General features: G+C 58.5%; 29 protein-coding genes. 5 read left to right on the plus strand and 24 right to left on the minus strand.

The features are described 5' to 3' along the window. Positions 1-30: 30 nt before the first annotated feature. From BLL42_RS05345 to BLL42_RS05380, 8 genes are all read right to left on the minus strand, one after another. Positions 31-285 carry a YkgJ family cysteine cluster protein gene (locus BLL42_RS05345; RefSeq protein WP_071551111.1) on the minus strand — a complete coding sequence of 85 codons (255 nt, stop codon included), beginning with the start codon at positions 283-285 and terminating at the stop codon, positions 31-33. Between the two features lie 168 nt (positions 286-453). Further along, positions 454-957, minus strand: a complete 504-nt coding sequence (locus tag BLL42_RS05350) for a translation initiation factor 2 (protein ID WP_071551112.1) — start codon at positions 955-957, stop codon at positions 454-456. Between the two features lie 91 nt (positions 958-1,048). Continuing rightward, complete coding sequence (locus BLL42_RS05355; RefSeq protein WP_054593319.1) at positions 1,049-2,488, minus strand: aminotransferase-like domain-containing protein; 1,440 nt, start codon at positions 2,486-2,488, stop codon at positions 1,049-1,051. A gap of 199 nt (positions 2,489-2,687) precedes the next feature. Next, positions 2,688-3,500 (minus strand): OmpA family protein, encoded by an 813-nt coding sequence (locus BLL42_RS05360; protein ID WP_071551113.1) that lies wholly within the window; start codon positions 3,498-3,500, stop codon positions 2,688-2,690. Then, positions 3,497-3,853, minus strand: a complete 357-nt coding sequence (locus BLL42_RS05365; RefSeq protein WP_071551114.1) for a DUF4398 domain-containing protein — start codon at positions 3,851-3,853, stop codon at positions 3,497-3,499. The genes BLL42_RS05360 and BLL42_RS05365 overlap by 4 nt, the downstream gene beginning before the upstream one ends. A gap of 9 nt (positions 3,854-3,862) precedes the next feature. Further along, positions 3,863-4,687: a substrate-binding periplasmic protein gene (locus BLL42_RS05370; protein ID WP_071551115.1), complete on the minus strand. Its 825-nt coding sequence runs from the start codon at positions 4,685-4,687 to the stop codon at positions 3,863-3,865. Between the two features lie 81 nt (positions 4,688-4,768). Further along, entirely contained in the window at positions 4,769-5,698 is a 930-nt protein-coding gene (locus tag BLL42_RS05375) for an electron transfer flavoprotein subunit alpha/FixB family protein (protein ID WP_071551116.1), read from the minus strand. Positions 5,699-5,700: 2 nt separating this feature from the next. Continuing rightward, positions 5,701-6,450 carry an electron transfer flavoprotein subunit beta/FixA family protein gene (locus BLL42_RS05380; protein WP_071551117.1) on the minus strand — a complete coding sequence of 250 codons (750 nt, stop codon included), beginning with the start codon at positions 6,448-6,450 and terminating at the stop codon, positions 5,701-5,703. 558 nt (positions 6,451-7,008) lie between these two features. On the opposite strand from BLL42_RS05380, the gene BLL42_RS05385 reads away from it, so the two are divergent. Beyond that, positions 7,009-8,673 (plus strand): electron transfer flavoprotein-ubiquinone oxidoreductase, encoded by a 1,665-nt coding sequence (locus BLL42_RS05385; protein WP_071551118.1) that lies wholly within the window; start codon positions 7,009-7,011, stop codon positions 8,671-8,673. A 101-nt stretch (positions 8,674-8,774) separates the two neighbouring features. On the opposite strand, the gene BLL42_RS05390 is transcribed toward BLL42_RS05385, so the two are convergent. Then, complete coding sequence (locus BLL42_RS05390; RefSeq protein WP_071551119.1) at positions 8,775-9,665, minus strand: AraC family transcriptional regulator; 891 nt, start codon at positions 9,663-9,665, stop codon at positions 8,775-8,777. 179 nt (positions 9,666-9,844) lie between these two features. Here BLL42_RS05390 and BLL42_RS05395 point away from each other — a divergent pair, with 179 nt between their 5' ends. Then, the gene (locus tag BLL42_RS05395; protein ID WP_071555705.1) at positions 9,845-10,897 is read left to right on the plus strand and encodes an NAD(P)-dependent alcohol dehydrogenase; all 1,053 of its coding nucleotides are present in this window, start codon (positions 9,845-9,847) and stop codon (positions 10,895-10,897) included. 118 nt (positions 10,898-11,015) lie between these two features. Here the strand turns inward: BLL42_RS05395 and BLL42_RS05400 are convergent, their stop codons facing one another. Next, a complete protein-coding gene (locus BLL42_RS05400; protein WP_071551120.1) occupies positions 11,016-11,498 on the minus strand; it encodes a GNAT family N-acetyltransferase in 483 nt (160 codons plus the stop codon). 122 nt (positions 11,499-11,620) lie between these two features. On the opposite strand from BLL42_RS05400, the gene BLL42_RS05405 reads away from it, so the two are divergent. Then, positions 11,621-12,268 (plus strand): HD domain-containing protein, encoded by a 648-nt coding sequence (locus tag BLL42_RS05405; protein WP_071551121.1) that lies wholly within the window; start codon positions 11,621-11,623, stop codon positions 12,266-12,268. 19 nt (positions 12,269-12,287) lie between these two features. Then, entirely contained in the window at positions 12,288-13,070 is a 783-nt protein-coding gene (locus BLL42_RS30425) for an esterase/lipase family protein (protein ID WP_236721970.1), read from the plus strand. Here BLL42_RS30425 and BLL42_RS05415 read toward each other — a convergent pair. The 4 genes from BLL42_RS05415 to BLL42_RS05430 all read right to left on the minus strand — a co-directional run bounded on the left by BLL42_RS05415 (position 12,971) and on the right by BLL42_RS05430 (position 16,044). Then, complete coding sequence (locus BLL42_RS05415) at positions 12,971-13,531, minus strand: DUF1285 domain-containing protein (RefSeq protein ID WP_071551122.1); 561 nt, start codon at positions 13,529-13,531, stop codon at positions 12,971-12,973. The two genes, BLL42_RS30425 and BLL42_RS05415, sit on opposite strands and share 100 nt — an antisense overlap. A 17-nt stretch (positions 13,532-13,548) precedes the next feature. Beyond that, positions 13,549-14,154: a DUF4823 domain-containing protein gene (locus BLL42_RS05420; RefSeq protein ID WP_071551123.1), complete on the minus strand. Its 606-nt coding sequence runs from the start codon at positions 14,152-14,154 to the stop codon at positions 13,549-13,551. A gap of 143 nt (positions 14,155-14,297) precedes the next feature. Then, positions 14,298-15,266 carry a GTP 3',8-cyclase MoaA gene (locus BLL42_RS05425; RefSeq protein ID WP_071551124.1) on the minus strand — a complete coding sequence of 323 codons (969 nt, stop codon included), beginning with the start codon at positions 15,264-15,266 and terminating at the stop codon, positions 14,298-14,300. A 139-nt stretch (positions 15,267-15,405) separates the two neighbouring features. Next, a complete protein-coding gene (locus tag BLL42_RS05430; protein WP_071551125.1) occupies positions 15,406-16,044 on the minus strand; it encodes a TetR/AcrR family transcriptional regulator in 639 nt (212 codons plus the stop codon). Between the two features lie 79 nt (positions 16,045-16,123). Here BLL42_RS05430 and BLL42_RS05435 point away from each other — a divergent pair, with 79 nt between their 5' ends. Beyond that, complete coding sequence (locus BLL42_RS05435; RefSeq protein WP_071551126.1) at positions 16,124-17,257, plus strand: aminotransferase class V-fold PLP-dependent enzyme; 1,134 nt, start codon at positions 16,124-16,126, stop codon at positions 17,255-17,257. A 281-nt stretch (positions 17,258-17,538) separates the two neighbouring features. Here BLL42_RS05435 and BLL42_RS05440 read toward each other — a convergent pair whose 3' ends face one another. The 10 genes from BLL42_RS05440 to fabD all read right to left on the minus strand — a co-directional run bounded on the left by BLL42_RS05440 (position 17,539) and on the right by fabD (position 25,852). Continuing rightward, the gene (locus tag BLL42_RS05440) at positions 17,539-18,330 is read right to left on the minus strand and encodes a TatD family hydrolase (protein ID WP_071551127.1); all 792 of its coding nucleotides are present in this window, start codon (positions 18,328-18,330) and stop codon (positions 17,539-17,541) included. A 12-nt stretch (positions 18,331-18,342) separates the two neighbouring features. Next, positions 18,343-18,699 carry a PilZ domain-containing protein gene (locus tag BLL42_RS05445; RefSeq protein WP_071551128.1) on the minus strand — a complete coding sequence of 119 codons (357 nt, stop codon included), beginning with the start codon at positions 18,697-18,699 and terminating at the stop codon, positions 18,343-18,345. Between the two features lie 42 nt (positions 18,700-18,741). Next, positions 18,742-19,728 carry a DNA polymerase III subunit delta' gene (locus tag BLL42_RS05450; RefSeq protein WP_071551129.1) on the minus strand — a complete coding sequence of 329 codons (987 nt, stop codon included), beginning with the start codon at positions 19,726-19,728 and terminating at the stop codon, positions 18,742-18,744. After that, positions 19,721-20,353 (minus strand): dTMP kinase, encoded by a 633-nt coding sequence (tmk, locus tag BLL42_RS05455; RefSeq protein ID WP_071551130.1) that lies wholly within the window; start codon positions 20,351-20,353, stop codon positions 19,721-19,723. The genes BLL42_RS05450 and tmk overlap by 8 nt, the downstream gene beginning before the upstream one ends. A gap of 19 nt (positions 20,354-20,372) precedes the next feature. Then, a complete protein-coding gene (gene mltG, locus BLL42_RS05460) occupies positions 20,373-21,551 on the minus strand; it encodes an endolytic transglycosylase MltG (RefSeq protein WP_071551131.1) in 1,179 nt (392 codons plus the stop codon). Positions 21,552-21,554: 3 nt separating this feature from the next. After that, positions 21,555-22,370 carry an aminodeoxychorismate lyase gene (gene pabC, locus BLL42_RS05465; RefSeq protein ID WP_071551132.1) on the minus strand — a complete coding sequence of 272 codons (816 nt, stop codon included), beginning with the start codon at positions 22,368-22,370 and terminating at the stop codon, positions 21,555-21,557. Further along, a complete protein-coding gene (fabF, locus tag BLL42_RS05470) occupies positions 22,370-23,614 on the minus strand; it encodes a beta-ketoacyl-ACP synthase II (protein WP_071551133.1) in 1,245 nt (414 codons plus the stop codon). Before fabF ends, pabC begins: the two co-directional genes overlap by 1 nt. A 109-nt stretch (positions 23,615-23,723) precedes the next feature. Beyond that, the gene (gene acpP / locus BLL42_RS05475) at positions 23,724-23,960 is read right to left on the minus strand and encodes an acyl carrier protein (RefSeq protein WP_003442511.1); all 237 of its coding nucleotides are present in this window, start codon (positions 23,958-23,960) and stop codon (positions 23,724-23,726) included. A 192-nt stretch (positions 23,961-24,152) separates the two neighbouring features. Beyond that, positions 24,153-24,896, minus strand: coding sequence for a 3-oxoacyl-ACP reductase FabG (gene fabG, locus BLL42_RS05480; RefSeq protein ID WP_007942004.1), 744 nt, complete (start codon positions 24,894-24,896; stop codon positions 24,153-24,155). A gap of 17 nt (positions 24,897-24,913) precedes the next feature. Next, positions 24,914-25,852, minus strand: coding sequence for an ACP S-malonyltransferase (gene fabD / locus BLL42_RS05485; protein ID WP_071551134.1), 939 nt, complete (start codon positions 25,850-25,852; stop codon positions 24,914-24,916). Between the last annotated feature and the right edge of the window lie 8 nt (positions 25,853-25,860).

A 25,860-nucleotide genomic window follows, 5' to 3' on the forward strand; every position in this document is an offset into this window, starting at 1 on the left:
TTATTGTTGAAGTTCCGTTCGTTGAACACACTACGCCGCGGTCATTTGCTCCCACCAACCGATCAACTTGATGGCTTCTTCCAGACTGTTGCCGCACACCTCGATATCCGCCTGGAACGCGCCACATACCGCCGGCCGTTCAGGCTTGCCGAAAATACTGCACAGATTATCGACAGACAGTTGCACACAGCGTTCTCCCGCCGCTTTGCCGTTTGGCATGCCGGGGATGGGTGTGCTGATGGAAGGGGCAATGCAACAGGCGCCACAGCCTTCACGGCAGTTCATGACGACACGCTCCTCGCGACGGGTAATGTGTTGAATAACGTGGACTAGAGTACCCGCTTAAACAGCCGTTTGAAATTGGCCGAATAGCGGTTTTTCGCTCAAACCGCGCGTGACTGACCAGTCTCCGACAAAGCGTCAGGTGCGAGGGTCACAGATCAATGCAGGTTTTTACTGTTTGAACTGAAAATCCAGTGCCGCACCTTCGACTTCTCTGTGCTCTTCTTTGCGCATTTGCAGCTGCATTTCGTTGCTGAGCAGGCGCCCATTGAGCTGAAAAGGGCTGTCATCCTTGGCTTTATCATCAAACATGGGTGGCAGCAAAGGAGCATGTTTGACTAGCGGAACGGTGCCAATAGGTTGCAACTGCTTAACCATGTCCGGCGGCAGGCTCAAATCCAGCGTGGCCGGAGGCAAATACGTGGTTCTGACCACCTCACTCGCGGATTTTGATTTTGAGGCAATCGGTGGGCGTTTTTTTTGTGACGTCGGCTTCTTTACCGCTTCGGTCTTTTTGGCGGGTGTGTGTTTTTTTGCCGGCGCAACGGGCTTGGCCTTCACCTCAGACGTGCTGACGCCCCCTTTATCCGGGGCGGCCGCAGCCATCGCGCTACCTGGTATGAAGACACTCAACAGGCACGCCAACATCAAACCAGCAGGAAAAATCGCTTTCATGAACACTACAGCGCTAACGGCAGAGGGCCATATGCTCGCTTGTTGTAAGGCCCCTGACAAGCTCGCATAGCAATCCACCCCTTGGTGCGCGTCAAAAGCCGCCTGCCGTCTCCTGACAAAGCTGAGTGGCCAGCATCCCGAGTGTCATCAGCGCCCGCTCTGCCTCACGATTCCACGGCGTGCCGCAATTCAAGCGAATGCAGTGATTGAACTGCTCGGTGTTACTGAAAATCAGCCCCGGCGCGATACTGATGCCCTGCTGCAACGCACGTACATGCAGTTCCTGCGTATTGACCCGCCCTGGCAGGCTAACCCACAGAATGAAGCCGCCCGTGGGCCGGGTTATCTGCGTTCCCTCAGGGAAATACTGCTGCACCGCCAACTGGAAGGCGCTGAGGTTCTTGCGGTATTCCTGACGAATGTAACGCAAATGACGATCGTAGCCGCCGTTCTCCAGATAGGCCGCGATCCCCATCTGCGTCACGCTGCACGCCGAATGGGTGCTGAAGGTCTGCAGGCGCTGGATTTCCTGCTGGTACTTGCCGGCGATCATCCAGCCGATGCGCACACCGGGTGACAGCGTCTTGGAGAAACTTGAGCAATAGATGACCCGATCCAGTCGGTCATAGGCTTTCAGCGATTTGGTGCGGCCTTGCTCGAACATCAACTCGCCGTAAATATCATCTTCGACAACCTGAATATCGAAATCCGAAGCCAAACGCAGCAGTTGCTTTTGCCGCTCTTCCGGCATGGTGCCGCCCAGCGGGTTACTCAGGCGCGTGGTCAGCACCAACGCCTTGATCGACCACTGGTTGGCGGCCAGTTGCAAGGCTTCCAGGCTCATGCCCGTCGCCGGGTCACTGGGGATCTCGATGACTTTCAAACCCAACAAATCGGCGAGCTGCAACAAGCCGTAGTAGGTCGGCGACTCAGCCGCAATCAGATCGCCGGGACGCGTCAGGACGCGCAACGACATCTGCAGCGCATCGACGCAACCATGGGTGATAACCACTTCTGATGGGTCGACCACTACACCAGCATCACGCATACGGATCGCCACCTGGCGACGCAACGGCTCAAAACCCGGGCTGAACATGTAACTGAACGCCCGCGGGCTGTGGAACCGCGTGACCTTGGCCAATTGCTGGTGCAGTGCCCGTACCGGCAGATAGTCGACACTGGGCACCGCCGCGCCTAGCGGGAACACCCCTTCGCGACGCGATTCGACCAACACTTGCTGAATGATACTGCTGCGCGTGACCAGACCTGGACGCTCGACACGCGCGATATCCGGCGTCGGCGCGGTCAGTGCCGGGGTCTGGTGGACGTAGTAACCCGACTGCGGACGTGCGCGAATCAGCCCCTGATCTTCGAGGTTGGCATACGCCTGAAGCACCGTCGCGTGGCTGACGTTGAGCTGCGAGCTCATCTTGCGCACAGAAGGCACGCGCTCGCCGGGCTGATAGACACCACGCCGGATATCCTCAGCCAATTGCTGAGCAATACGTTGATAGAGCAAGAGATTGGTCATGACGCAGCACTCGATTTCACGGGCATTTTATTCTTGTGTGAAACATTACCGGAACAGTTTAGAAGTGTACTGGGACAGTTGCCACAATAGTCGACCGTACAGTGCAGTGACAGCAAAAACTGTACTGTTTGCGAGCCGTTTCGCAGGTATAAAAAAACCCGGCACCGCTGAGGGGCCGGGTTTTCCAGTGACACTGACCTTAGCGGGCAGCGCCGAGCTGGCCTTTTTCGTCGGAGAACACAATTTCGACCCGGCGGTTCTGCGCACGCCCCCGCTCGGAAGCGTTGGCCTCTACCGGATACTCATCACCGTAGCCTTCGACCTGAATGCGCTTATCTTCAATCCCCAGATCGATCAACATGTCCGCCACCGATTGGGCGCGATCGCGAGACAATTTGAGGTTGTCCTGCTTGCCGCCCGTGCTGTCGGTATAACCTTCGATACGCACCACACGCTTGGGGTTGAGCTGAAGGAACTGGACGATTTTCAGTACGGTGCGGTTTGCCGAATTTTTCAGCTCAGCTTCACCGGTGTCGAACAGTACATCCCCCAGGGTCATGACCAGACCGCGATCGGTCTGGGTCGTAGCCAGGCTGATGATTTGCTCTTCCAGCCATTTACCCTGTTGTTGCACGCTGAGCAGTTTGTTCTCGCGCAACGCCAGTTGCAGGCGCTGACGCTCCAGCTCAAGCTTCGCCCCACGTTCGTCATTCAGCGCTTGCTCGGTGTGTTCTCGGGCAATTTCGCTGTAACGCTGACTCAGATAAGCGTAATGCTGAACATCCGGGCCACTGCCCCAGTAGGTCGACAGGCGATCAGCTCGGGCAAGGGACTCACCCGCCCGAATCACGTCCTTGGGTGCGATGCGCAGCACATTCGAATCTTCCTTGACCTTCTGAAAATCGGCGCTGGCTTGTTGCAACGCAGCCGCGCTGTGTTGACCTGCACAACCGGCAAGCCCCGCGCAACCAACCAGCAGCAAACCACCCAGAACGGAATTTTTCAGGCTCATTGGGCATCTCCCAGTTGCTTGCGCAGGCGAGTGATGCGGGTGTTGAGCACGTTCAGTTTCTCCTGGCTTTTCAACGTCAGAACCTTGGCCTCGGCCAGACGCGCGTCCAGCTCCGCCTGTTCGGCCCGCATGCGCGCATCCTTGAACGCTTGAGTGGTCATGTCGGCCTGAGCCTGAGCGAACTTGCCTTCCGCGAGTTTCAGTTCAGGCACGTCTTCAGTCGTTGCCCCAACAGCGGCGGCCTGTTCCAGGGCCCGCTCGGTCAAACGCAATTGTTCATTCGGCGCCGGATCGGCAGCACAACCCGCCAGAGCCATAACGGCCAGGGCAGCGAAAAGAGGTCGAAGAGTCACTAAAAATCCCTACTGTTTTGGGGTGCTGACGGGTTGCTGCATGTGTGCTTTCCAGCGCTCCAGATTGCGCTGCAGCACGGCCTCCGTCAGGCCGGACGCGGGCAATTCTGTCATCTTTTTCGACAACTGTCCGCGTAACCATGGATCGTTGCAGGCAGAGTTGCGGGAAATGGCGAGGAACAGCCCCGGCTGATCGATCGGCTGCGGATACGCCTGCACATCGTTGGCCATGCCCAATGTCTGCACCATGGCCATCCCGGTATAACGCCCGGCGAGCACATAGTCCGCGTCACCCAGTAGTAACTTCTGAAAAGCCTGTGCCAGGTTCGGCAGACTCATCAAGGTCAATTGCTCTTGTGCGTACGCCTCGAAAGGTTGTGTCAAACGAGCTTTTGCCGAGACTGCGCCAACATGCCCGCGCAAGTCCTGAACCTGGTTGTAGACCAACAGCGAGCCTTTCCGAGTCCAGACCAGATAGTCATTTTTCAGTAGCGGCGGCTGGATGTAGTCCAGTGTATCGAGTTGATTCTCCATAAGAGGCGCGTCGGCCAGCATGTCGATACGCCCGCTACGCACTTCCTCCAGCACCTGGGATCGATTGCCGGCGTACAGCAACTCAACCTTGATCCCCAACTCCCCCGCCATCTGCTGCAACAAGTCGGCGCTGGTACCGATCAAGTGCGTAGGGTCTTGCGGGTCTTGCCACAGATACGGTGGTGCATCCGGGCTGCCAGTCACCACCAGACGCTCGCATTTGCCCGCAGCGACTGACAGCAAGGGTAAAGCCGACAGGCTCAGCAGCATCCACAAGCCGCTCAAGCGACGCAAATCCATGGCGTATTTCCCCACACTCAAATCGCAGACAAAAAAAACCCGGCCAAAAAGGCCGGGCTCTTTATAAGTTAAGCCGCTGGATTAGACCAGCTTCTCAAACTCGGGGATGGCTTCGAACAAGTCCGCCACCAGGCCGTAATCGGCCACCTGGAAGATCGGCGCTTCTTCGTCCTTGTTGATCGCAACGATGACTTTGGAGTCTTTCATGCCGGCCAGGTGCTGAATCGCGCCGGAGATACCGACGGCGATGTACAGCTGTGGTGCAACGATCTTGCCGGTCTGACCGACCTGCATGTCGTTGGGCACGAAACCTGCGTCAACCGCGGCGCGGGAAGCGCCAACGGCAGCGCCCAGCTTGTCGGCCAGGGCGTACAGGTGTTTGAAGTTATCGCCGTTCTGCATGCCGCGGCCGCCGGAAACGACGATCTTGGCAGCGGTCAGCTCCGGACGATCGGACTTGGCCAGCTCTTCGCCAACGAAGCTGGAAGTGCCAGCGTCGTGAGCAGCAGCCACCGCTTCAACGGCAGCCGAACCACCTTCAGCTGCAACCGGGTCGAAACCGGTAGCACGCACGGTGATGACTTTTACCGAAGCGTTCGACTGAACGGTTGCGATGGCGTTACCGGCATAGATCGGACGCTTGAACGTGTCAGCGCTTTCTACCGAGATGATCTCGGAGATCTGGTCAACGTCCAACTGAGCGGCAACGCGCGGCAGGATGTTTTTGCCGTTGGAGGTGGCGGCAGCCAGGATGTGGCCGTAGCCAGCGCCCAGCTCGGCAACCAGAGGCGCTACGTTTTCTGGCAGTTGGTGTGCGTAAGCAGCGTTGTCGGCTACCAGCACTTTGGTCACGCCAGCGATTTTCGCAGCGGCTTCAGCCACAGCGCCAACACCTTGGCCAGCAACCAGCACATGAATGTCGCCGCCGATTTTCGCGGCAGCCGCCACAGTGTTCAGCGTGGCCGGGGCCACCACTTTGTTGTCGTGTTCAGCGATTACCAAGATAGTCATGATTAGATTACCTTCGCTTCGTTTTTCAGTTTCTCGACCAGTTCAGCCACCGACTTGACCTTGATGCCTGCGCTGCGTGCAGCCGGCGCTTCGACTTTCAGGGTTTTGTTGGTAGAGGCGGTGGAAACGCCCAAAGCATCAGGAGTCAGCACTTCAAGAGGCTTCTTCTTGGCTTTCATGATGTTTGGCAGGGACGCATAGCGCGGCTCGTTCAAACGCAGGTCGGTGGTGACGATGGCCGGCAGTTTCAGCGAAACCGTCTGCGCGCCGCCGTCGATTTCGCGGGTCACGGCCACTTTGTCGCCAGTGACTTCGACTTTCGAGGCGAAGGTGCCCTGACCGTAACCGCTCAGTGCAGCCAGCATCTGGCCAGTCTGGTTGTTGTCGCTGTCGATGGCTTGTTTGCCAAGGATCACCAGCTGAGGCTGTTCCTTGTCGACGACGGCTTTCAACAGTTTGGCCACAGCCAGGGAAGTCAGGTCTTCGGCGGATTCGACGAGGATGGCGCGGTCGGCACCCAGAGCCAGCGCGGTGCGCAGTTGCTCTTGAGCGGTGGTCGGGCCGATGGAGACGACGACGATTTCAGTCGCAACACCTTTTTCTTTCAGGCGTACGGCTTCTTCCACTGCGATTTCGCAGAATGGGTTCATCGACATTTTGACGTTGGCGAGGTCGACGCCGGAATTGTCCGCCTTGACGCGAACCTTGACGTTGTAATCCACAACGCGTTTGACAGCTACAAGAACCTTCATGGATTCCTCGTTACTCTCCGGTGAAAAGAAAGTCGCCTAGGCGAACCTGGCGGTTGATGCTCATCGGGTACAAGGGCACCTCTAAAAACGTCGACGCTGACTCTTTTAACAGCAGACAGATGACCTGCTCACGGGAGTGATGACCGTTCGTCAGCAGTGACTAACGAGTCATTCTTTGTCGTGGCGTGTAAACTTCGCGCCAACCCTGCGCTGCGCGTCACCTTGTACTGCCTTCGCCCTGTTTTTAGAGGTGCTCTTGAAACCAACAGTCAGCCTACGGCGAGCGCAAAACCGCCCGTATCTTGACCGGAACACCTATTCCGGTCAATACGCCAAAATGGCCAGTCATAAGCCGCGCTTCTTTGATTTCTCTGGCCTGGAGCAAATTCAAACAAACGTTTGTATTGGACGCTGAGAGTGGTGTAGATATAATGCGCCACCTAGAGAGAAAGGTGGTTCATCGATTGTCCTCTCCCAGCGTTGCGCAGGGGTTCATGGATGCGACACCAAACCTCCAATTAGAAAAAAAACTGTTGAGCCTTGAGTAGGAGATAACCTGTGGAACGCGAATACATGGAATTCGACGTGGTCATCGTCGGTGCCGGCCCCGCTGGTCTTTCCGCCGCCTGCCGATTGAAGCAGAAGGCCGCCGAAGCCGGTAAGGAAATTAGCGTCTGCGTGGTCGAAAAAGGCTCCGAAGTCGGCGCTCACATTCTGTCTGGCGCGGTGTTCGAGCCTCGGGCCCTGAACGAATTGTTCCCGGACTGGAAAGAACTCGGCGCTCCGCTGAACACTCCGGTTACTCGCGATGATATCTTCGTTCTGAAGAACGCCGATGGCGCGATCAAGATTCCAGACCTCTTTGTGCCCAAGACCATGCACAACGAAGGCAACTACATCATCTCCCTGGGCAACCTGTGCCGCTGGCTGGCCCAGCAGGCCGAGAACCTGGGCGTAGAGATTTACCCAGGCTTCGCCGCTCAGGAAGCGCTGTTCGACGAAAATGGCGTGGTTCGCGGGATCATCACCGGCGACCTCGGCGTCGACCGTGAAGGCAATCCGAAAGAAGGCTTGTACACCCCCGGCATGGAATTGCGTGGCAAGTACACGCTGTTCGCCGAAGGCTGCCGTGGCCACATCGGCAAGCAACTGATCAAGCGCTTCAACCTCGACACCGATGCCGACGCCCAGCATTACGGCATTGGTCTGAAGGAAATCTGGGAAATCGACCCGGCCAAACATCAACCTGGCTTGGTGGTGCACACTGCCGGTTGGCCGCTGGACATCATGGGCACCGAAAACACGGGGGGCTCGTTCCTCTATCACCTGGAAAATAACCAGGTGGTAGTCGGTCTGATCGTTGATCTGTCCTACAGCAACACCTACCTGTCGCCGTTCGACGAGTTTCAGCGCCTCAAGCATCACCCGGTGCTCAAGCAGTACCTGGAAGGCGGCAAGCGCATCAGCTACGGCGCGCGCGCCATCTGTAAAGGTGGCTTGAACTCGCTGCCGAAGATGGTCTTCAAGGGTGGCGCGCTGATCGGTTGCGACCTCGGCACCCTGAACTTCGCCAAGATCAAAGGTAGCCACACCGCTATGAAGTCCGGCATGCTCGCCGCTGACGCCGTGGCGGACGCCCTGTTCGCAGGTTCCGAAGGCGCCGATGAACTGAACAGCTACGTTGAATCGTTCAAAGCCAGCTGGCTCTACGAAGAACTGTTTGCCAGCCGCAACTTCGGCCCGGCAATCCACAAGTACGGCGCTATCGTCGGCGGCGGTTTCAACTGGCTCGACCAAAACATTTTCGGCGGCAAACTGCCGTTCACCTTGCATGACACCAAGCCGGACTACGCCTGCCTCAAGCTGGCGGCCGACTGCAAGAAGATCGACTACCCGAAACCGGACGGCAAACTCAGCTTCGACAAACTCAGCTCGGTGTTCATCTCCGGTACCAACCACGAAGAAGAACAGCCTTGCCACCTGAAGCTGGCCGACGCGAGCGTCCCTATCAGCAAGAACCTGCCGCTGTACGATGAGCCCGCTCAGCGTTACTGCCCGGCTGGCGTGTATGAAGTGGTTACCAAGGAAGACGGCGAGAAACGCTTCCAGATCAACGCCCAGAACTGCGTGCACTGCAAGACCTGTGATATCAAGGACCCTGCGCAGAACATCACTTGGGTCACACCGGAAGGTGCTGGCGGCCCGACTTACCCGAACATGTAAGTCATCTCGCTAAACATCAAGGCTCCCGAAATGGGGGCCTTTTTGTTTCCTGAAGAAAACGACACCGCCAGCGACTACAAAGACCACGCAGCGCCTGAAATCTAAGCCTCCCGCTCATCCCCCGGGTTGCGCTCGAAGTAGCGTTTGTACTCACGACTGAACTGCGACGTGCTCTGATACCCCACACGATGCGCGACCTGCGCCACTCCCAGCCCTTCTGACAGCAACAACTGCTGCGCCTTGAGCAATCGCAAGCGCTTCAAATACTGCACCGGCGACAACAAGGTGCTGCGCTTGAAATGCTCGTGAAAAGTCGACGTACTCATGTTCGCGCAACTGGCCAGGGTCTCGACGTTCAGTGGTTCGGTAAAGTGCGCGTGCAAATGACTCAAGGATGCCGCAATCCGGGCAAATTGCCCCTGTTGCTCGACCAACGCCCGCAGCACATCAACCTGCGGACCGCGCAACGCCACGAACAGCAACTCACGCAACCGCGCCTGCCCCATGACCTGACACTCCAGCGGATCGTGCAGGCAGTGCAACAAGCGCTCCACACAGCCGCGCATGCTGTCATCGAGTACCGCCGAGCTCATGGATTCGGGTGTTTGCGCAGGTGTATTCCGGCCAGACGCCAGCCCCATGGCCAACACCAGTTCGCCCAAAAGCGCGCGATCGATGGCAATGGAAATCCCCAGCAATGGCGCATCAGCCATGGCAAAAGTTTCGCATTCGAAAGGCACCGGCAGCGCCTGAATCAGGTAATTCCCGGCACCATATTCCAGAGTGCGCGCCCCCAGATAGGCGACTTTACTGCCCTGGGCAATGATCATCAGGCTCGGCTCATAGATCTGCGGGCCGCGCGCCACATCGCAACTGGCTCTGAGCACATGCACGCCAGGCAAGCGCGTCGGCACGAAACCATCACGGGTCGCCAACGGCTGAATCAGCGCAACCAGCGCGGCATTGGCATCGAGATGACGGGTCAACAGCATGGCAAAAACTTCACGCAAAAAGGGATGAAAGCATCATCGCAGGTCTGAGCGCCAATGCGACCAGCTCACTGAAGATGCCGGAGGAATAGGCATAAGACGCGGAGGAATCGTCATGGCCGGTGAAGCGGACGGTGCGGAAAATGGCCCTCCTCACCCGTCACTGCTTTGCGAGGTTCACCATGTACACCGCCATCGGTTACGCCGCCCAGTCGGCCACCACTCCCCTCGCCCCGATGAGCTTCGAACGTCGCAGCCCGCGCGCCGACGACGTTGCGATCGAAATCCTCTACTGCGGCGTCTGCCATTCCGACATCCACCAGGCTCGCAACGAATGGGGCATCGCGGTTTACCCGCTCATGCCAGGCCATGAGATTGTCGGCAAAGTCACCGCCATTGGCGCCAATGTCACCGCCCACAAGGTGGGTGATCTGGTCGGCGTCGGTTGCATGGTCGATTCGTGCCGCCACTGCGAAGCCTGCCAGGCCGACCTTGAGCAATATTGCCTCGAAGGTCCGACCTTGACCTACGCGACCCCGGACCGGGTCGACGGCAGCAACACCATGGGCGGTTACTCTGACAGCATCGTAGTCAGCGAGCACTTCGTCGTACGTATCCCCGAGAAACTCGACCCAGCCAGCGCTGCGCCGATTCTCTGCGCGGGCATCACCACCTACTCGCCGCTCAAACACTATGGCGTGAAGGCTGGCGACAAAGTCGGCATTCTCGGCATGGGCGGCCTTGGTCACATGGGCATCAAATTCGCCAAGGCCATGGGTGCTGAAGTGACGCTGTTCACCCGCTCGGCCAGCAAGGCCGAAGAAGGTCGCCGCCAGGGCGCGGACCACGTGATCGTCTCCACCGACGCCGAGCAGATGAAGGCCGCTGCTGGACAGTTCAACTTTTTGCTCGACACCATTCCGGTACAGCACGACCTCAACCCGTACCTCGATACGCTGCGCTTCGACGGCGTGCACATCCTGGTCGGCCTGATCGAGCCGATCGATCCACCCATCCACGCCGCCAAACTGGTGCTGGGTCGCCGGGTGCTGGCAGGCTCGTTGATTGGTGGTATCGCCGAAACCCAGGAAGTCCTGGACTTCTGCGCCGAGCACAACATCACCTGTGACATCGAAATGCTCGACATCCGCCAGATCAACGAGGCTTACACCCGCATGATCGCCGGTGACGTGAAGTACCGCTTCGTCATCGACATGGCGACGTTGAAAGTCTGATCAAAACCTGAAGCCAATCGAGCAGAGCGCCGAGCCGTGTTCTCCCAGACCAAAGGAACCGGCTCGCCACTTTTTACAAGTTTTTCGCGATGGTCTCAGCCAACTGAACCACCTTTGATCAATAGCCTTCGGCAAACTCACGCAACACATTGCCATCCATGCGATAGCGCACCCACTCTTCCTGCGGCTGGGCCCCGAGGGATTTGTAAAAGTCGATGGCCGGGGTGTTCCATTCCAGCACGCTCCATTCGAAGCGGCCGCAGTCGTTGGCGCAGGCAATTTTTGCGAGGTGGCGCAGCAGTTGTTTACCGGCGCCGCCACCGCGTTGTTCGGGGGTGATGTAGAGGTCTTCGAGGTACAGGCAGTTGCTGCCCAGCCAGGTCGAGTAGCTGAAGAAAAACACCGCGAAGCCGATCGGCAACCCGTCGCGCAGGCAGATCAGGCCATGGGCTGTGGCGCCTTCACTGAACAGGCTGCGCTCGATGTCGGCGACACTGGCGATGACTTCATGCCGGGCGCGTTCGTAGTCGGCGAGTTCGGTGATGAACGCGAGAATTTGTGGCGCATCGCTGGGGGTGGCCGGGCGGATTTCGATCGACATGGACGCGCCTTGTGAACAGTTGAAACCGCCATACTATGTCGGCGATCAGCGCTCGTCACATGCCTCTTCAAAACTTAATCTACGGGCGCCGCCACAAAAGTGTTCTGCACAAAAGGATTTTTATGAACCTCGCCGCCTTCGCCCCACTCCAGACCCTCGCCTCGACCTTGCTACCCTATGCGCTGGAGCCGTCCGAGGACGGTGCTCACGATCTGTCGCACTTGCAACGGGTGTGGCGCAACGTTCAGCGGATTCAAACCGAGGAAGGCGGTGACCTTGAAGTGCTGCTCGCAGCGGTGTTACTGCACGACTGCGTGGCGGTGGAAAAGAACTCACCGCTGCGTTCTCAGGCATCGAGGCTGGCGGCGGAAAAAGCCTTGGCAATCCTCAACCAGTTGAATTGGCCCAAGCACAAAAGCGCAGCAGTCGCTCACGCCATCGAGGCCCATAGTTTTTCGGCGAATATTCAGCCTACAACCCTGGAAGCGCAAATCCTCCAGGACGCCGACCGACTCGACTCCCTCGGCATGCTCGGCGTTGCCCGCACGTTTTACATCGCCGGACGCATGGGTAGCACGCTCTATGATCCTCAGGATCCCACGGCGACATCCCGCGAGTACGACGACAAGCGTTTCTGCCTCGACCACTTCCAGACCAAGTTGTTGCACCTCGCCAACGGCTTCCAGACGCCGACCGGCAAGCATCTGGCGCAACTACGCGATGAACGCCTGAAGCGCTTCATGGACGAATTCATCGACGAGATCGGTTGACCGCCCGGCATCGCCTGAGGTGACTACTCCGCTTTCTGCTAACCCAGAAACTGATGACGGTGCAGACATTAGCGGTGTTGAACGGGATGATTACGCGGGGGCGACCACTCTAGCGCTGGGTGAAGCGATTTGTAGCAACCTGCCTTGTAAACTACGGTTAGCCGCGACAGATCAAGAACGCGGTGAAAAACTGCTCGAACAGGTCAACCGCATTTTGCAGGAAACGGGCGCCGCCAAGGTCAATCTGATCGGCCATGGCCAAGGCCCGCTGGCCGCACGCTATGTAGCAGCACTGCACCCGGAAAAGGTCGCGTCGGTCACCTCTGTCAGCTACCCCAATCACGGCTCCGAGATTGCCGACCAATTGCATAAGGCACTGACGCCCGGAGAGTTGCCCGAAGCGTTCGTACTGGCGCTGTTGAGCGCAGTCGGCACCTTCATTTCATTGATCAGCGGCCACCCGCAAGGGGTGCCGAAACACTGGGGCGGTGAAGGCAACGAAATTGAAAACGGCGTGTATTACTACTCCTGGAGCGGGATCCTGCAGAACGTTCAAACCCCGCAACTACTCGATCCGACCCCTATCAACTGTATCGTGCTGTCGACGTTATTTTATAAAGAGAAAGACGCCAACGACGGGCTCGTCGGCCATGGCCCGGTTCAAATACCGGGCCATTTTCCAGAGCACAGAAGCACAGCGCGTTACGGCTCAAGACCGATAGGGAAAAACTCTCCGCCACTCCAGACACCTAACCAACGCTGCCCGTCGATTTCGCGGGTCACGGCCAGTTCGACCAGTTGATAAAACACGTTGCGATGGATCAGCGCTTCAAGGTTGGTGCGTACGTGCACGTAGGGCGCAGGCTCCTGGGTCAGCGGATCAATCAACACCCGCAACGGATGCTCGGCTCCCGCCTCGGCCTGCTCATCAACATTGGTGGTGAAGCGCAACAACTGGGCTTCGCCCTCGCCTTCAACCTCCAGCGCAACCGCCACAAACGGCGCGTCATCGACTTTGATTCCGACCTTCTCGACTGGAGTAATCAGGAAGTAATCATCGCCGTCGCGGCGAATGATGGTGGAGAACAGCTTAACCATCGGCTTGCGCCCGATCGGCGTACCCAGGTAGTACCAGGTACCGTCGCGGGCGATGCGCATGTCGATATCGCCGCAAAAGTCAGGGTTCCACAAATGGACCGGTGGCAAGCCTTTGGATTTGGGGATTTGCCCCAACAGATCGTTAGCTTTTTGCGGACCACTCATGCTGCTCTCCTGGTGAATTACTGATCGCTCATGCCCAGCAGGCTACGAGCGTATTGCGCAAGCGGCTGAGCGATCTGGTCTTCTGGCTTGTTGTCGTGGAACGTCAGTAAACCGCCACGGCTCTTGATTCGTGCAGTATCGATCAAATACTGGGTGCTGGTCTCGATCAGCATGATCTGAATCACTCCACTGTCGAGCCCCAAGCGATCCACGGCTCCCTGATCGAGCAACTCATCCGAGTTGCCGATACGGTCGTCGGCCTTGGCAAAACGGGTGTAGAGCAGGTAATGCGCGCCAGCCGCACGCGCCTCACCCATGGCAGTGTCGAGACCTTCGGGGGCGCGAGCACGGCGAACCATCGGGAAATATTCGATGAAGCCGTTGAAGGCTTCTTCAGCGACCACATTCGGACGCGGATAGACACCACCCGGCGGTGCAAAAGCGCCTTGAGCGATGTAGATAAACGAGTCCGGCTGAATGCGCAGATTATTCACACGACGACTGTCACTGTGATCGAGCAGACCTACGTCGCTCATGTGGTAGCGAACCCCTTCGCCCATATCGCTGACATTCATGCAGCCGCCAAGCGCCAAAAAGGCCAGCAGCAAAACCAGGCTACGCATCCTACCCTCCAGAGGCCGGTGACGGAAAACCGGCGAATGTCCGCAGGATGCAGCTTCCGCGCCAGCTCATGAACGGTGGTGTGTCAGGGGATCAGGAGATTGCTATCGCAGGCAAACGGAACGCCACCCACGATGAGACCAGGCTAGCCGCCGATGATTTTCATCACGGTGGCGCCGCCGGAAAATGCCACTTCCTGCTTGTCTCCCAGAGCTTTCACCAGCAGCCGCTGGAGCGCCGGCAACGCTTGATGACGCGGCTTGTCCAGCAAGTCGCCGACATAGTGGCGGTTACTCGACGACAGGCAGCCATGCAGCCAGCCAGTGGAGGACAGACGCAAGCGTGAGCAGGTGCGGCAGAACGGTACGCTTTCATTGGCGATCACGCCGAAATAGCCGCGCCCCGAAATTTCGTAACGCACCGCCGTAGCATCCACCGGCGCGTCAGCCTGCAGGTACTCGTAGCGTTCACCGATCAGGCTCAGCAACTGCTTGAGGCTGACAAACTGCTGCAGGAATGCGTTCGAATCGCTGGCCAGATGGCCCATGCGCATCAGCTCGATGAAGCGCAATTCATAACCGCGCTCCAGGCAATAATCGAGCAACGGCATCACTTGATCGAGGTTCTGCCCGCGCAACGGCACCATATTGACCTTGATCTTGATGCCCGCGGTGCGGGCCTGGTCCATGCCGTCGAGCACGGTCGCCAGATCGCCACCACGCGCAATGCTGCGGAACGCATTGGCGTCCAGGGTATCGAGGGAAACGTTGATCCGCCGAATGCCGGCGTCCACCAGCAAGGGCAGTTTCTTCGCCAGCAGCTGGCCGTTGGTGGTCAGACTGATGTCGGCAAGGCCCATCTGCCCGACAGCCGTCATGAAGGCTTCCAGCTTCGGGCTCACCAGCGGCTCGCCACCCGTGATACGCAAACGCTCGATGCCCGCGGCTTCGATCAGGTAGGCAACGCCACGCGCCATGGCCTCGGCCGACAGTTCATCCTGCGCAGCCACCAGTCGCTTGCCATTGGGCACGCAGTAGGTACAGGCGTAGTTGCAGGCGGAGGTCAGACTAACCCGCAAATTGCGGAAACGTCTGCCTTGTCGGTCAACGATCATGGATCACTCCGGCGGAAGTAGATTCGGAAGCGCTAAAACTTGACTCACAAATCAAGTTTTAGCAATACCTAAGCCTGAGTATATTCCTGGGGCACTGCGCCATGTAGAGAAACCTGGCGCAATAAAGCAACTGAATGGCTCAGCGGCTCGGCGTGTCGGTATCGCGCTTGCGCTTGTTGCCCATGCGCACGCCGATGTCCATCAGGAACTGGAAGAAACCTTCCTGATCTTCCAGCACGTTGCTCCAGAACGGCGAGTGATACAGCGCGACAGCGCCGTGCACCAGCGCCCAGGACGCACAGTAGTGGAAGTACGGCGGCACATCTTCAAGCTTGCCTTCGCTGATGCGGCCCTTGATCAACAAAGTCAGGCGTTCGAAGTTGGAGGCGCGAATCTTGTGCAACTCCTCGACCATCTCCGGCACCTGATTGCCCTTGACCACCTTCTCTTCGAGGCGATCGAACAACCGATAACGTTGTGGGTCGCGCATGCGAAATTCGAAGTAGGCCCGTGACAGGGCTTCCTTATCCTTATCGACATCGGCAGAGTGCAGCAGCTCGTTCAAGTCACGCTCGTAATCGAGCATCAGGCGCAGATAGATCTCCGCCTTGGACTTGAAGTGCTTGTAGATGGTGCCTTTGCCGATACCCACGGCATCAGCGATCATCTCGACGGTGACACTGTCTTCACCTTGTTCGAGGAACAGCTTGAGCGCGGTGTCGAGAATTTCTTGCTCGCGGCGACGAAACTCACGGACCTTACGAGGTTCTTTATGCATAAGAAAAGGTCTGTAGGGGTCAAAATTCGAAGCCGCGTATTATGCCTAACTTGCGCCAAATTGCACGGATCATCCGACCATGACTATGTTTCTTGATGAATTTGTACAGGCTCCGGGCCTGCGTTATTTGAATCATGCGGCCGTTGCACCCTGGCCAAATCGCGCTGCCACAGCGGTGACACGCTTCGCTCAAGAGAACGTTTTACTGGGCGCGCGGGACTATTCGGACTGGATGGCACTTGAACAACGGCTGCGTGAACGGCTGATGCGCCTGCTTAACGCACCATCGACGGATGACGTAGCGCTGGTCAAAAATACTTCTGAGGCATTGTCCTTTGTCGCCTTCGGACTGCCATGGCAAAGCGGTGACCAGATCGTCATCAGCGATGAAGAATTCCCTTCCAATCGCATCGTCTGGGAAGCATTGGCTGCACAAGGCGTGGAAGTGGTTCAGGTCAGCCTCACAGGCGATGATCCGGAAGGCGCCCTGCTGGCAGCCTGCGGACCTAACACCCGCTTGATGTCGGTGAGCGCGGTGCAATTCGCCAGCGGTCTGCGCCTCGACCTGCAACGCCTGGGTGCCGGCTGCAAACAACAGAACGTGCTGTTCTGCATCGACGCCATCCAGCAACTGGGCGCCCTGCCCTTCGACGTCCAGAGCTATCAATGCGACTTCGCCATGGCAGACGGCCACAAATGGCTGCTCGGACCAGAAGGCCTGGGGGTGTTCTATGTGCGCAGCGAACTGCGTGAACAGCTGAAACTGCATGAATTCGGCTGGCACATGCTCGAACACATGGGCGATTACACTCGCACCGAGTGGGAACCGGCCAAGAGTGCACGACGCTTTGAATGCGGCAGCCCGAACATGCTCGGGGCGATGGCGCTGGAAGCCAGCCTGTCGTTATTGGAAGAAGTCGGCATGGAGCAAGTCGCTGCACTGATCGCCGAGCGAGTGAAATGGCTGCAAGACGGCCTGAGCGCAATTCCCGGCGTCATACTGCATAGCCCGCTGAATCCAGCCCGGCGCGGGGGGATTTTTTCGTTCAGTATCGACGGCATCGATAATCAGACCGTTTACGAGGCCCTGAAAGCCCAGCAGGTGGTCTGCATCCCGCGCGGCCCTGGCGTTCGTTTTTCACCGCATTTCTACACCGAAAAGCGCGTGATCGACGAAACTGTCGCCATCGTCGCGTCGATCGCCAGGCAGTGAGAACTCAAGCGAAGCGCCTGTATTCCAAATATGTTTAAGAAACAGGTGGGGCCAACTGGACTCGGCGCGATAGTGATCAATACTTGAACTGTCGGCGTGGCATCTCCCCCAAGTGTTGCGCCGATGAAGGTACCAACGGACCGCGTACCTTTGTTTTACTCCTAATGGTCTTAACCCGGATTCACCCCCCAGAACCCGGGTTTTTTTTGCCTGCGATTTAAGGGCGCAAGCCCGTAGGAGCTACCGCAGGTTCGGGCCGCGTTCGGACGATCTTTTGGGAATCACACAGACTCCCTGACGTGCGCCAACGGGAACAGCCGCTTGAAGTTCTCCGTAGTCTGCTCGGCAAAGCGCTCGTAGGATTCGCCACGCAACATGGCCAGAAACTCCGCGACATCCCGCACGTACTGCGGAAGGTTCGGTTTGCCTCGATGAGGGATCGGCGCCAGGTACGGCGAATCGGTTTCCACCAGCAGGCGGTCCGCCGGCACTTGCCGGGCCACATCACGCAAGGCGTCAGCATTGCGAAAAGTCACGATCCCCGACAACGAAATGTAGAACCCCAGATCCAGCGCAGCCTTGGCCATGTCCCAGTCTTCGGTGAAGCAATGCAACACCCCGGCCTGCGGCAATGCCGCCTCACGCAGTAACGTCAGTGTATCGGCCCGGGCGCCACGGGTGTGGACAATCACCGGCATGCTGGTCTGCTGGGCCGCTTGCAGGTGCAAACGGAAGGACTCCTGCTGCAACTCAGCGGCTTCTGGCTCGTAGTGGTAGTCCAGACCGGTTTCGCCGATCGCCACCACCCGCGGGTGATTGAGCTCCTGCAGCAGCCAGTCCAGCGCTGGCGCAGCGCCTGGCTGAACATCCAGCGGATGCACGCCCACCGAACAATCAACGTCGTCGTAACGTTCGGCAAGGGCTTTGACGTCCTTGGCGTTGTCGACACTGACGCCGATACAGAGGAAGTGCCCCACCCCGCGCTGACGAGCGGCGGCAAGCGCCGCATCCAGCGAGCCGTCGTGTGCGGCGAGGTCGAGACGGTCAAGGTGACAATGGGAATCTACGAGCATAAAAGGCTGCAACTACATCGTATGAGTGGGACGGTCAGACTTCAGGACTCCGACCAGATAGGTTTCGATTCGGCTTCGGGCGGTGTCGTCGCCTTCATTGAACTGCACGCCGACACCGGCGGCGCGATTCCCCTGAGCACCCTTGGGGGTAATCCAGGTCACTTTACCGGCCACCGGAATTTTTTCCGGTTCATCCATCAAGTACAGCAGCATGAATACCTCGTCGCCCAACTTGTAGCTTTTGTTGGTCGGGATAAACAGGCCGCCGTTCTTGATGAACGGCATATAAGCCGCATAGAGCACGGACTTTTCCTTGATGGTCAGGGACAAGATGCCATTGCGCGGCCCCGGGCTGACAGATTCGTTCATGCTGACCTCCGCTGCTGAATACCAGAGTCTAGGCGCCACCGATCAATTTTGGGTAGGCAAGCCCACCCACTGCACCAGCAAGGCCTCAAGCAACAGCACCCGATTGAGGTTGGCTTTGCTCAGAACTTTTTGCCGCTGGGCGAGAATCCAGTCCTGAATGCTCAAGACTTTGCCTTGCGAAGATTTCTGCGCCAGGTATTGCACAACCTTGCGCATGTCGGCAAGGCCAAGCCCGGCTTCGTCCTGAGTCAGCTGATAACGCAGAATCAGGCTCGACCAGTCGCAGAACCAATCGAACAACAGCAGTAACGGGATCGCATTCCAGCTTTCGGCCAACTGCGTCGGCGATTGCTGTTGCTTGAGCAACTTCTTCACCCCGTCAACCACCAACGCACGCTGCTCGCGCACGCCCTGAGCCTGCAAGCTCACCGCCGCCAGCGGAGAACCCGCGGCCAGGGTCAACAGCTCGATACGCTCTTCTTCAGCGCAATCGGGCAGGGCCTTGGCCAGCCATTGCAGGCTCATGGCTTCGCTCGGCAACGGACAGGCCTGCTGCACACAACGGCTCTTGATGGTCGGCAACAAGCGGCTGGTCTGGTGACTGACCAGCAGCAACACCGTATCGCCCGACGGTTCTTCGAGACTTTTCAACAAGGCGTTGGCCGCGTTGATGTTCATCGACTCGACCGGCTCGATCAACACCACCTTGCGCCCGCCCAACTGCGCGGTCTGGACCACGAAGCTGACCAGCTCTCGGACCTGATCGACCTTGATCGCCTTGTCGGCCTCTTCAGGTTCCAGGATGTAATTATCCGGGTGACTGCCGGCCTTGAGCAGCAGGCAGGACTTGCACTGACCACACGCGTCCAGACCTTCAGGACGCTGACACAACAGGCGCGCCATCAGACGCTCGGCCAAGGCACGCTTACCGATGCCCATCGGGCCGTGGAGCAAATAGGCGTGGGCGTGTTGGGCGCGACCGGCCAGTTGCTGCCAAAGGCTGTCTTGCCACGGATAGGCTTCAGCCACGGGCCAGCTCCAGCAAACGCGGCAGCAAGGCATCCAGCGACTGCTGAACCTGTGCCAACGGCTGCGAGGCGTCCACCAACAGGTAACGCGCCGGATCAGCCTCAGCGCGCTTCAAGAACGCACCGCGCACCGCCTCGAAAAACACTCGCCCCTCAAGCTCGAAACGGTCCAGTCGACCGCGAGCGCTGGCACGCGCCATGCCGATTTCAATCGGCAAGTCGAACACCAGCGTCAGGTCCGGGCGCAGATCGCCCTGAACGAAAGTTTCCAGGGTCGCGATACGCTCAAGCGACAATCCGCGACCACCACCCTGATAGGCATAAGTCGAATCGGTAAAGCGGTCGCACAACACCACCGCCCCCCTCGCCAGCGCCGGGCGAATGACCGCGGCCAAATGCTGCGCTCGCGCCGCGAACACCAGCAACAGCTCGGTATCCGCGTTCATGACTTCGTCGACCGGGGCCAGCAGCACGTCGCGGATTCGCTCGGCCAGCGGCGTACCACCCGGCTCTCGAGTCAACACGACTTCGATACCCTTGGCCCGCAAACGCTCGGCCAGGTATTCGCGATTGGTGCTTTTGCCCGCGCCTTCCGGGCCTTCCAGGGTAATAAACAAACCAGTCACAGGCAGTCCTTAGTCAGAGTCATTGCGAGCTTTGCGGCTCATCGGCACTCGGTGCCGGAGCTGGAGCCGGTTGCGATGGCAGCAGTTGCGGCCTCGCCTCTGGAGCGGTGTCGGGCGACGCAGGAGCAATCGGTGCCTGCGTATCAGGCGTCGCAGCGCCATTGGCCGGCGCCGGGCTGGAACGGTAATCGGCGCGTCGTTTGATCTGAAACTCGCGCACAGCACTGTTGTGGGCATCCAGATCGTCGGAGAACACGTGACTGCCGTCACCGCGCGCCACGAAATACAAACTGCTGCCGGACACCGGATTCAGCGCCGCATGAATCGCTTCACGGCCGACCATGGCAATCGGCGTCGGCGGCAGTCCGGCGATCATATAGGTGTTGTAGGGCGTCGGTTCTTTCAGATGGGCGCGGGTCAACTTGCCGTTGTAGCGCTCGCCCAGGCCATAAATCACGGTCGGATCGGTTTGCAGCAACATACCGATCTGCATGCGCCGCACGAACACCCCGGCAATCTGCCCTCGCTCTTGCGGCACACCGGTTTCCTTCTCCACCAGCGAGGCCATGATCAGCGCCTGATAGGGTTCGGTGTAGGGCGCGTCAGGAGAACGCTTACTCCACTCTTTCGCAAGGACGTCGTCGAGGCGCTCGTAGGCTTTTTCCAGCAGATCGGCATCGGTCATGCCACGCACAAAACGATAGGTATCCGGAAAAAACCGGCCTTCCGGAAACACTCCGGCGTGACCGAGCTTGTTCATCACGTCGCTGTCGCTCAGCCCCGCAAGGGTTTGTTCGAGCTTGTCATTTTTTGCCAGCGCCGCACGGACCTGACGGAAGTTCCAGCCCTCGACCAGGGTTAGACTGTACTGAACCACTTCGCCGCGCTGCCAAAGACCAATCAACCCCTGCGCGCTCATGCCCGGCAGCATGCGGTATTCACCGCTGTGCAGCGGCTGCGCGGCAAGATTGAAGCGCCAATACAGCCGCAGCCAAAAGGTGTCCTGAAGCACGCCGTCGGCTTCGAGGCGATTGAAGGTCCCGGACGGTGTCGAGCCGCTCAGCACATCCAGTAACTCTTCCTGAGTAATGTTGAGTGGCTGCTCCAGCGCCGAGTTGATCTTCCAGGCCGAAGCGCCCAGCAGTAGCCCTGCCAGAACCAGTCCGGTTTCCAGCAGCACCAAGAGTTTACGTCTCACGAATCAAGCATCCAGTAGCGCGCGGGCAATGCCTTGCAGTTTACGGGTGAGCGACCCAACCGGCCAGCTCAGTGCAGCATAAGCGCATACCGGCCAGATGCCGTACACGCTGTTGCAGACGAAAACTTCATCAGCCCGTTGCAACTGATCAAGGCTGATGTCAGTGATCTGTGTGGCAATCCCCAGCCTCTCGGCCTGGGACAAGAGTTCGGCGCGCATCACTCCGGCGACGCCGCAACGTCTCAGATCAGCCGTCAACAACACGCCATCACACACCAGGAACAGGTTACTGAAAACACCTTCGATCACTCGCCCCTGAAGATCCAGCATCAAACCTTCGGCGTGCCCGGTATCCTTCCATTCGGAACGGGCAATGACTTGCTCGAGACGATTCAGGTGCTTGAGGCCGGCCAGTAGCGGCTGCTCGGAAAGTCGGGTGGTGCAGGGAAACAGCCGAATACCTTGCTGCGCGTGCACAGCAGGATAAGCAGCGGGAGGATTGCCTTGCAGAATACGTCGCGGCGACACCGAAAGATCGGCCGCGTAACCACGCTGGCTGTCGCCACGGGTCAACATCAGCTTGAGCACACCTTCGCCAAGGGCGGCGGCGTACGTCAGTAGCTCACTGCGAATCAATGCGTGATCCGCGTTAATCGCCAAACGCGAGCAACCATCGGCCAGGCGACTCAAATGTCGATCCAGCAGCAGTGGCTGCCCGCCCTTGACGCCGATGGTCTCGAACAGACCATCGCCATACGCCAGGCCGCGGTCTTTTAGCGACAGTGCGTCAGCCGGCTGACCGTCGACCCAGCTTTCCATCAATCGGCGAACCGGCGGAACACCAGCGAGCCATTGGTACCGCCAAAACCGAACGAGTTGGACAGCACCACATCGATGTTCATGTCGCGCGCAGTGTGCGGCACGAAGTCGAGGTCGCAACCTTCATCCGGCTCATCGAGGTTGATGGTCGGTGGCGCCACCTGGCCGTTGATTGCCAGCACACTGAAGATCGCCTCGACGGCGCCAGCTGCACCCAACAGGTGACCGGTCATGGACTTGGTCGAACTGACCGCCAGTTTGTAGGCGTGATCACCGAACACCGACTTGATCGCACAGGCTTCGGCGAGGTCACCGGCCGAGGTGGATGTGCCGTGGGCATTGATGTACTGAACCTGATCGCCATTGATCTTGGCGTCGCGCAAGGCATTGGTGATGCAACGTGCGGCACCGGCGCCATCGGCGGGAGGCGAAGTCATGTGGTAGGCATCGCCACTGGTACCAAAGCCAATCAGCTCGGCGTAAATGGTCGCACCACGCGCCTTGGCGTGCTCCAGCTCTTCCAGCACCAACGCACCGGCACCGTCGGACAGCACGAAGCCATCACGGCCCTTGTCCCACGGACGGCTGGCGCGGGTCGGCTCGTCATTGCGGGTCGACAACGCACGAGCAGCGCCAAAGCCACCCATACCAAGACCGCAAGCGGCCATCTCGGCACCACCGGCAATCATCACGTCGGCTTCGCCGTAGGCAATGTTGCGCGCCGCCATACCGATGCAGTGCGTACCGGTGGTACACGCGGTGGCGATGGCATAGTTAGGCCCCTGCGCACCCAAATGGATGGACAGGAAACCGGAAATCATATTGATGATCGAGCCCGGCACGAAAAACGGAGAAATCCTCCGTGGCCCCGAATCATGCAGCGTGCGGCTGGTTTCTTCGATATTGGTCAGACCGCCAATACCCGAGCCCATGGCCACGCCGATGCGTTCACGATTGGCGTCGGTGACTTCCAGGCCAGCGTTACGCACTGCCTGAAACCCTGCTGCCAGACCGTATTGAATGAACAGGTCGAGTTTGCGAGCTTCCTTGACCGACAGGTATTCCTCGACATTGAAGCCCTTTACCGAGCCGCCAAAACGGGTGGAATAGGCAGAAAGGTCGGTGTGTTCGATCAGACCAATGCCACTGCGGCCAGCCAGAATGCCCTGCCAGCTGCTCGGCACATCCGTGCCCAGTGGCGACAACATACCCATACCGGTGACTACGACGCGTCTACGCGACACAGCACTCTCCTTTTTTCAAATGACGACTTTGCATCAGGCCTAAAGAAAAAACCGCACGCCGTGATGGCAGTGCGGTTTTTCCATGACAGCTAACAACGACTACAAACTATTACGCTTGATGGTTAGTAACGTAGTCGATGGCAGCTTGTACAGTAGTGATCTTCTCAGCTTCTTCGTCAGGAATTTCGGTCTCGAATTCCTCTTCCAGAGCCATCACCAGCTCAACGGTGTCAAGGGAGTCGGCACCCAGGTCTTCAACGAAGGAAGCAGTGTTCACGACTTCTTCTTCTTTAACGCCCAGTTGCTCAGCAACGATTTTCTTGACGCGCTCTTCGATGGTGCTCATACCTTGTTTTCACTCCTAATGGACAAATTCAGGCAGCTGGCCAGTGGGTAAGTGTATAGAAAGGCTTTTCAGTTTTTCAACTGAAAGCTTCACTCCTCAAACCCTGACGACCCTCTGCCTATAAATAGATTGCAGCTTTATAACGGATTTTAGACAGCTCGTATGACATTTTTTTGAAGCAATCCGTCACATTTAACTCATGTACATCCCGCCGTTCACCGGGATTGTAGCCCCAGTCACGTAAGCCGCACCGTCCGACGCAAGAAAAGCGACCACGGACGCGATCTCTTGAGCTTGCCCCAGACGGCCCAGCGGAATTTGCGTCTGCAAGGCTTCACGCTGCGCCTCCGGCAGTTCGCGGGTCATATCGGTATCGATGAACCCTGGGGCCACCGAGTTGACCGTAATCGAGCGCGAACCCACTTCACGCGCCAGAGCCCGGCTGAAACCTTCCAGACCTGCCTTGGCGGCTGCATAGTTTACTTGGCCTGCGTTGCCCATGGCACCCACAACCGAACCAATACTGATAATTCGACCCCAACGCGCCTTGGTCATGCCACGCAAAACACCCTTGGACAGGCGAAACAGACTGTTCAGATTGGTGTCGACGACGTCATGCCACTCGTCATCTTTCATGCGCATCATCAGGTTATCGCGGGTGATACCGGCGTTATTTACCAGAATCGCCGGCGCACCGAACTGCTCCTGAATGCTTGCCAACACGGCCGCTACGGACTCGTCGCTGGTGACATTGAGCTCAAGGCCAGTGCCTTGAATGCCGTTTTCTTTCAGGGTTGCCGCGATGCGCTCAGCGCCCGAAGCGGAAGTCGCGGTACCCACCACGATAGCGCCCTGACGACCCAGTTCCAGTGCGATAGCCTGGCCAATACCACGGCTCGCGCCGGTAACCAGTGCAACTTTACCTTGCAGACTCATGCAGGCTTCTCCTAAGTTCAGGCCAACGCTGCACGAGCAGCAGCGAAAGCATCCGGGGTGTTCAGGTTAGAGGTCGACACGCCTTCGGCGCAGCGCTTGTTCAGGCCAGCCAGGACTTTGCCCGGACCGCATTCAACCAGTTGAGTAGCGCCTTTGGCGGCCAGCGCCTGGACCGACTCAACCCAGCGAACCGGCTTGTAGAGCTGCTCGAGCAGATCGCGCGTGAGGGTTTCCAGATCCGGCGCCACATCAGCACTGACGTTCTGTACCAGCGGGATTTGCGGAGCCTGCCAGTTGATCGCAGCAATCGACTCGGCGAAACGCTCGGCAGCCGGGCGCATCAGCTCGCAGTGCGACGGCACGCTGACCGGCAGCGGCATGGCGCGCTTGGCACCACGCGACTTGCAACCTTCGATGGCGCGCTCGACAGCGGCCTTGGCACCCGCGATCACCACCTGGCCCGGCGAGTTGAAGTTGACCGCACTGACCACATCCCCTTGCGCCGCTTCGGCACAAGCAGCCAGCACATCAGCGTCGTCCAGCCCGAGAATGGCGGCCATACCGCCCTGCCCGGCCGGCACCGCTTCTTGCATCAGCTGACCGCGACGCTCTACCAGCTTCACAGCGTCGCCCAGACTCAGGCTGCCGGCCGCGACCAACGCGCTGTACTCACCCAGGCTATGACCGGCAACGTAAGCCGGACGCGCACCGCCCTCAGCCAGCCACAGACGCCACAGGGCAATCGAAGCGGTGAGAATCGCCGGTTGGGTTTTGTCGGTTTGATTGAGTTGCTCTTCCGGCCCTTGCTGGGTCAGTGCCCACAGGTCGTAACCCAGAGCATCGGAAGCTTCTTTGAACGTTTCGAGGATCAACGGATGTTGTGCGCCCAACTCGGCCAGCATGCCGAGGGACTGCGAACCCTGTCCTGGAAAGACGAATGCGAGGGAAGCAGACATGTAACAAG

The sequence above is a fragment of the Pseudomonas frederiksbergensis genome (genome assembly GCF_001874645.1).
Taxonomy (GTDB): Bacteria; Pseudomonadota; Gammaproteobacteria; order Pseudomonadales; family Pseudomonadaceae; genus Aquipseudomonas; species Aquipseudomonas frederiksbergensis_B.

Coding starts and splice junctions, on each gene's coding strand:
- BLL42_RS05405 (WP_071551121.1), top strand. CDS start 11,621: ATGAACCTCGCCGCCTTCGCCCCACTCCAGACCCTCGCCTCGACCTTG.
- BLL42_RS05420 (WP_071551123.1), bottom strand. CDS start 14,154: ATGCGTAGCCTGGTTTTGCTGCTGGCCTTTTTGGCGCTTGGCGGCTGC.
- BLL42_RS05375 (WP_071551116.1), bottom strand. CDS start 5,698: ATGACTATCTTGGTAATCGCTGAACACGACAACAAAGTGGTGGCCCCG.
- BLL42_RS05445 (WP_071551128.1), bottom strand. CDS start 18,699: ATGAACGAATCTGTCAGCCCGGGGCCGCGCAATGGCATCTTGTCCCTG.
- BLL42_RS05380 (WP_071551117.1), bottom strand. CDS start 6,450: ATGAAGGTTCTTGTAGCTGTCAAACGCGTTGTGGATTACAACGTCAAG.
- BLL42_RS05395 (WP_071555705.1), top strand. CDS start 9,845: ATGTACACCGCCATCGGTTACGCCGCCCAGTCGGCCACCACTCCCCTC.
- BLL42_RS05390 (WP_071551119.1), bottom strand. CDS start 9,665: ATGCTGTTGACCCGTCATCTCGATGCCAATGCCGCGCTGGTTGCGCTG.
- BLL42_RS05440 (WP_071551127.1), bottom strand. CDS start 18,330: ATGCTCGTAGATTCCCATTGTCACCTTGACCGTCTCGACCTCGCCGCA.
- fabD (WP_071551134.1), bottom strand. CDS start 25,852: ATGTCTGCTTCCCTCGCATTCGTCTTTCCAGGACAGGGTTCGCAGTCC.
- BLL42_RS05360 (WP_071551113.1), bottom strand. CDS start 3,500: ATGAGCCTGAAAAATTCCGTTCTGGGTGGTTTGCTGCTGGTTGGTTGC.
- BLL42_RS05350 (WP_071551112.1), bottom strand. CDS start 957: ATGAAAGCGATTTTTCCTGCTGGTTTGATGTTGGCGTGCCTGTTGAGT.
- BLL42_RS05355 (WP_054593319.1), bottom strand. CDS start 2,488: ATGACCAATCTCTTGCTCTATCAACGTATTGCTCAGCAATTGGCTGAG.
- BLL42_RS05345 (WP_071551111.1), bottom strand. CDS start 285: ATGAACTGCCGTGAAGGCTGTGGCGCCTGTTGCATTGCCCCTTCCATC.
- acpP (WP_003442511.1), bottom strand. CDS start 23,960: ATGAGCACCATCGAAGAGCGCGTCAAGAAAATCGTTGCTGAGCAACTG.
- BLL42_RS05425 (WP_071551124.1), bottom strand. CDS start 15,266: ATGATCGTTGACCGACAAGGCAGACGTTTCCGCAATTTGCGGGTTAGT.
- BLL42_RS05415 (WP_071551122.1), bottom strand. CDS start 13,531: ATGAGTGGTCCGCAAAAAGCTAACGATCTGTTGGGGCAAATCCCCAAA.
- pabC (WP_071551132.1), bottom strand. CDS start 22,370: ATGGAAAGCTGGGTCGACGGTCAGCCGGCTGACGCACTGTCGCTAAAA.
- BLL42_RS05370 (WP_071551115.1), bottom strand. CDS start 4,687: ATGGATTTGCGTCGCTTGAGCGGCTTGTGGATGCTGCTGAGCCTGTCG.
- BLL42_RS05430 (WP_071551125.1), bottom strand. CDS start 16,044: ATGCATAAAGAACCTCGTAAGGTCCGTGAGTTTCGTCGCCGCGAGCAA.
- BLL42_RS05435 (WP_071551126.1), top strand. CDS start 16,124: ATGACTATGTTTCTTGATGAATTTGTACAGGCTCCGGGCCTGCGTTAT.
- fabG (WP_007942004.1), bottom strand. CDS start 24,896: ATGAGTCTGCAAGGTAAAGTTGCACTGGTTACCGGCGCGAGCCGTGGT.
- BLL42_RS05400 (WP_071551120.1), bottom strand. CDS start 11,498: ATGTCGATCGAAATCCGCCCGGCCACCCCCAGCGATGCGCCACAAATT.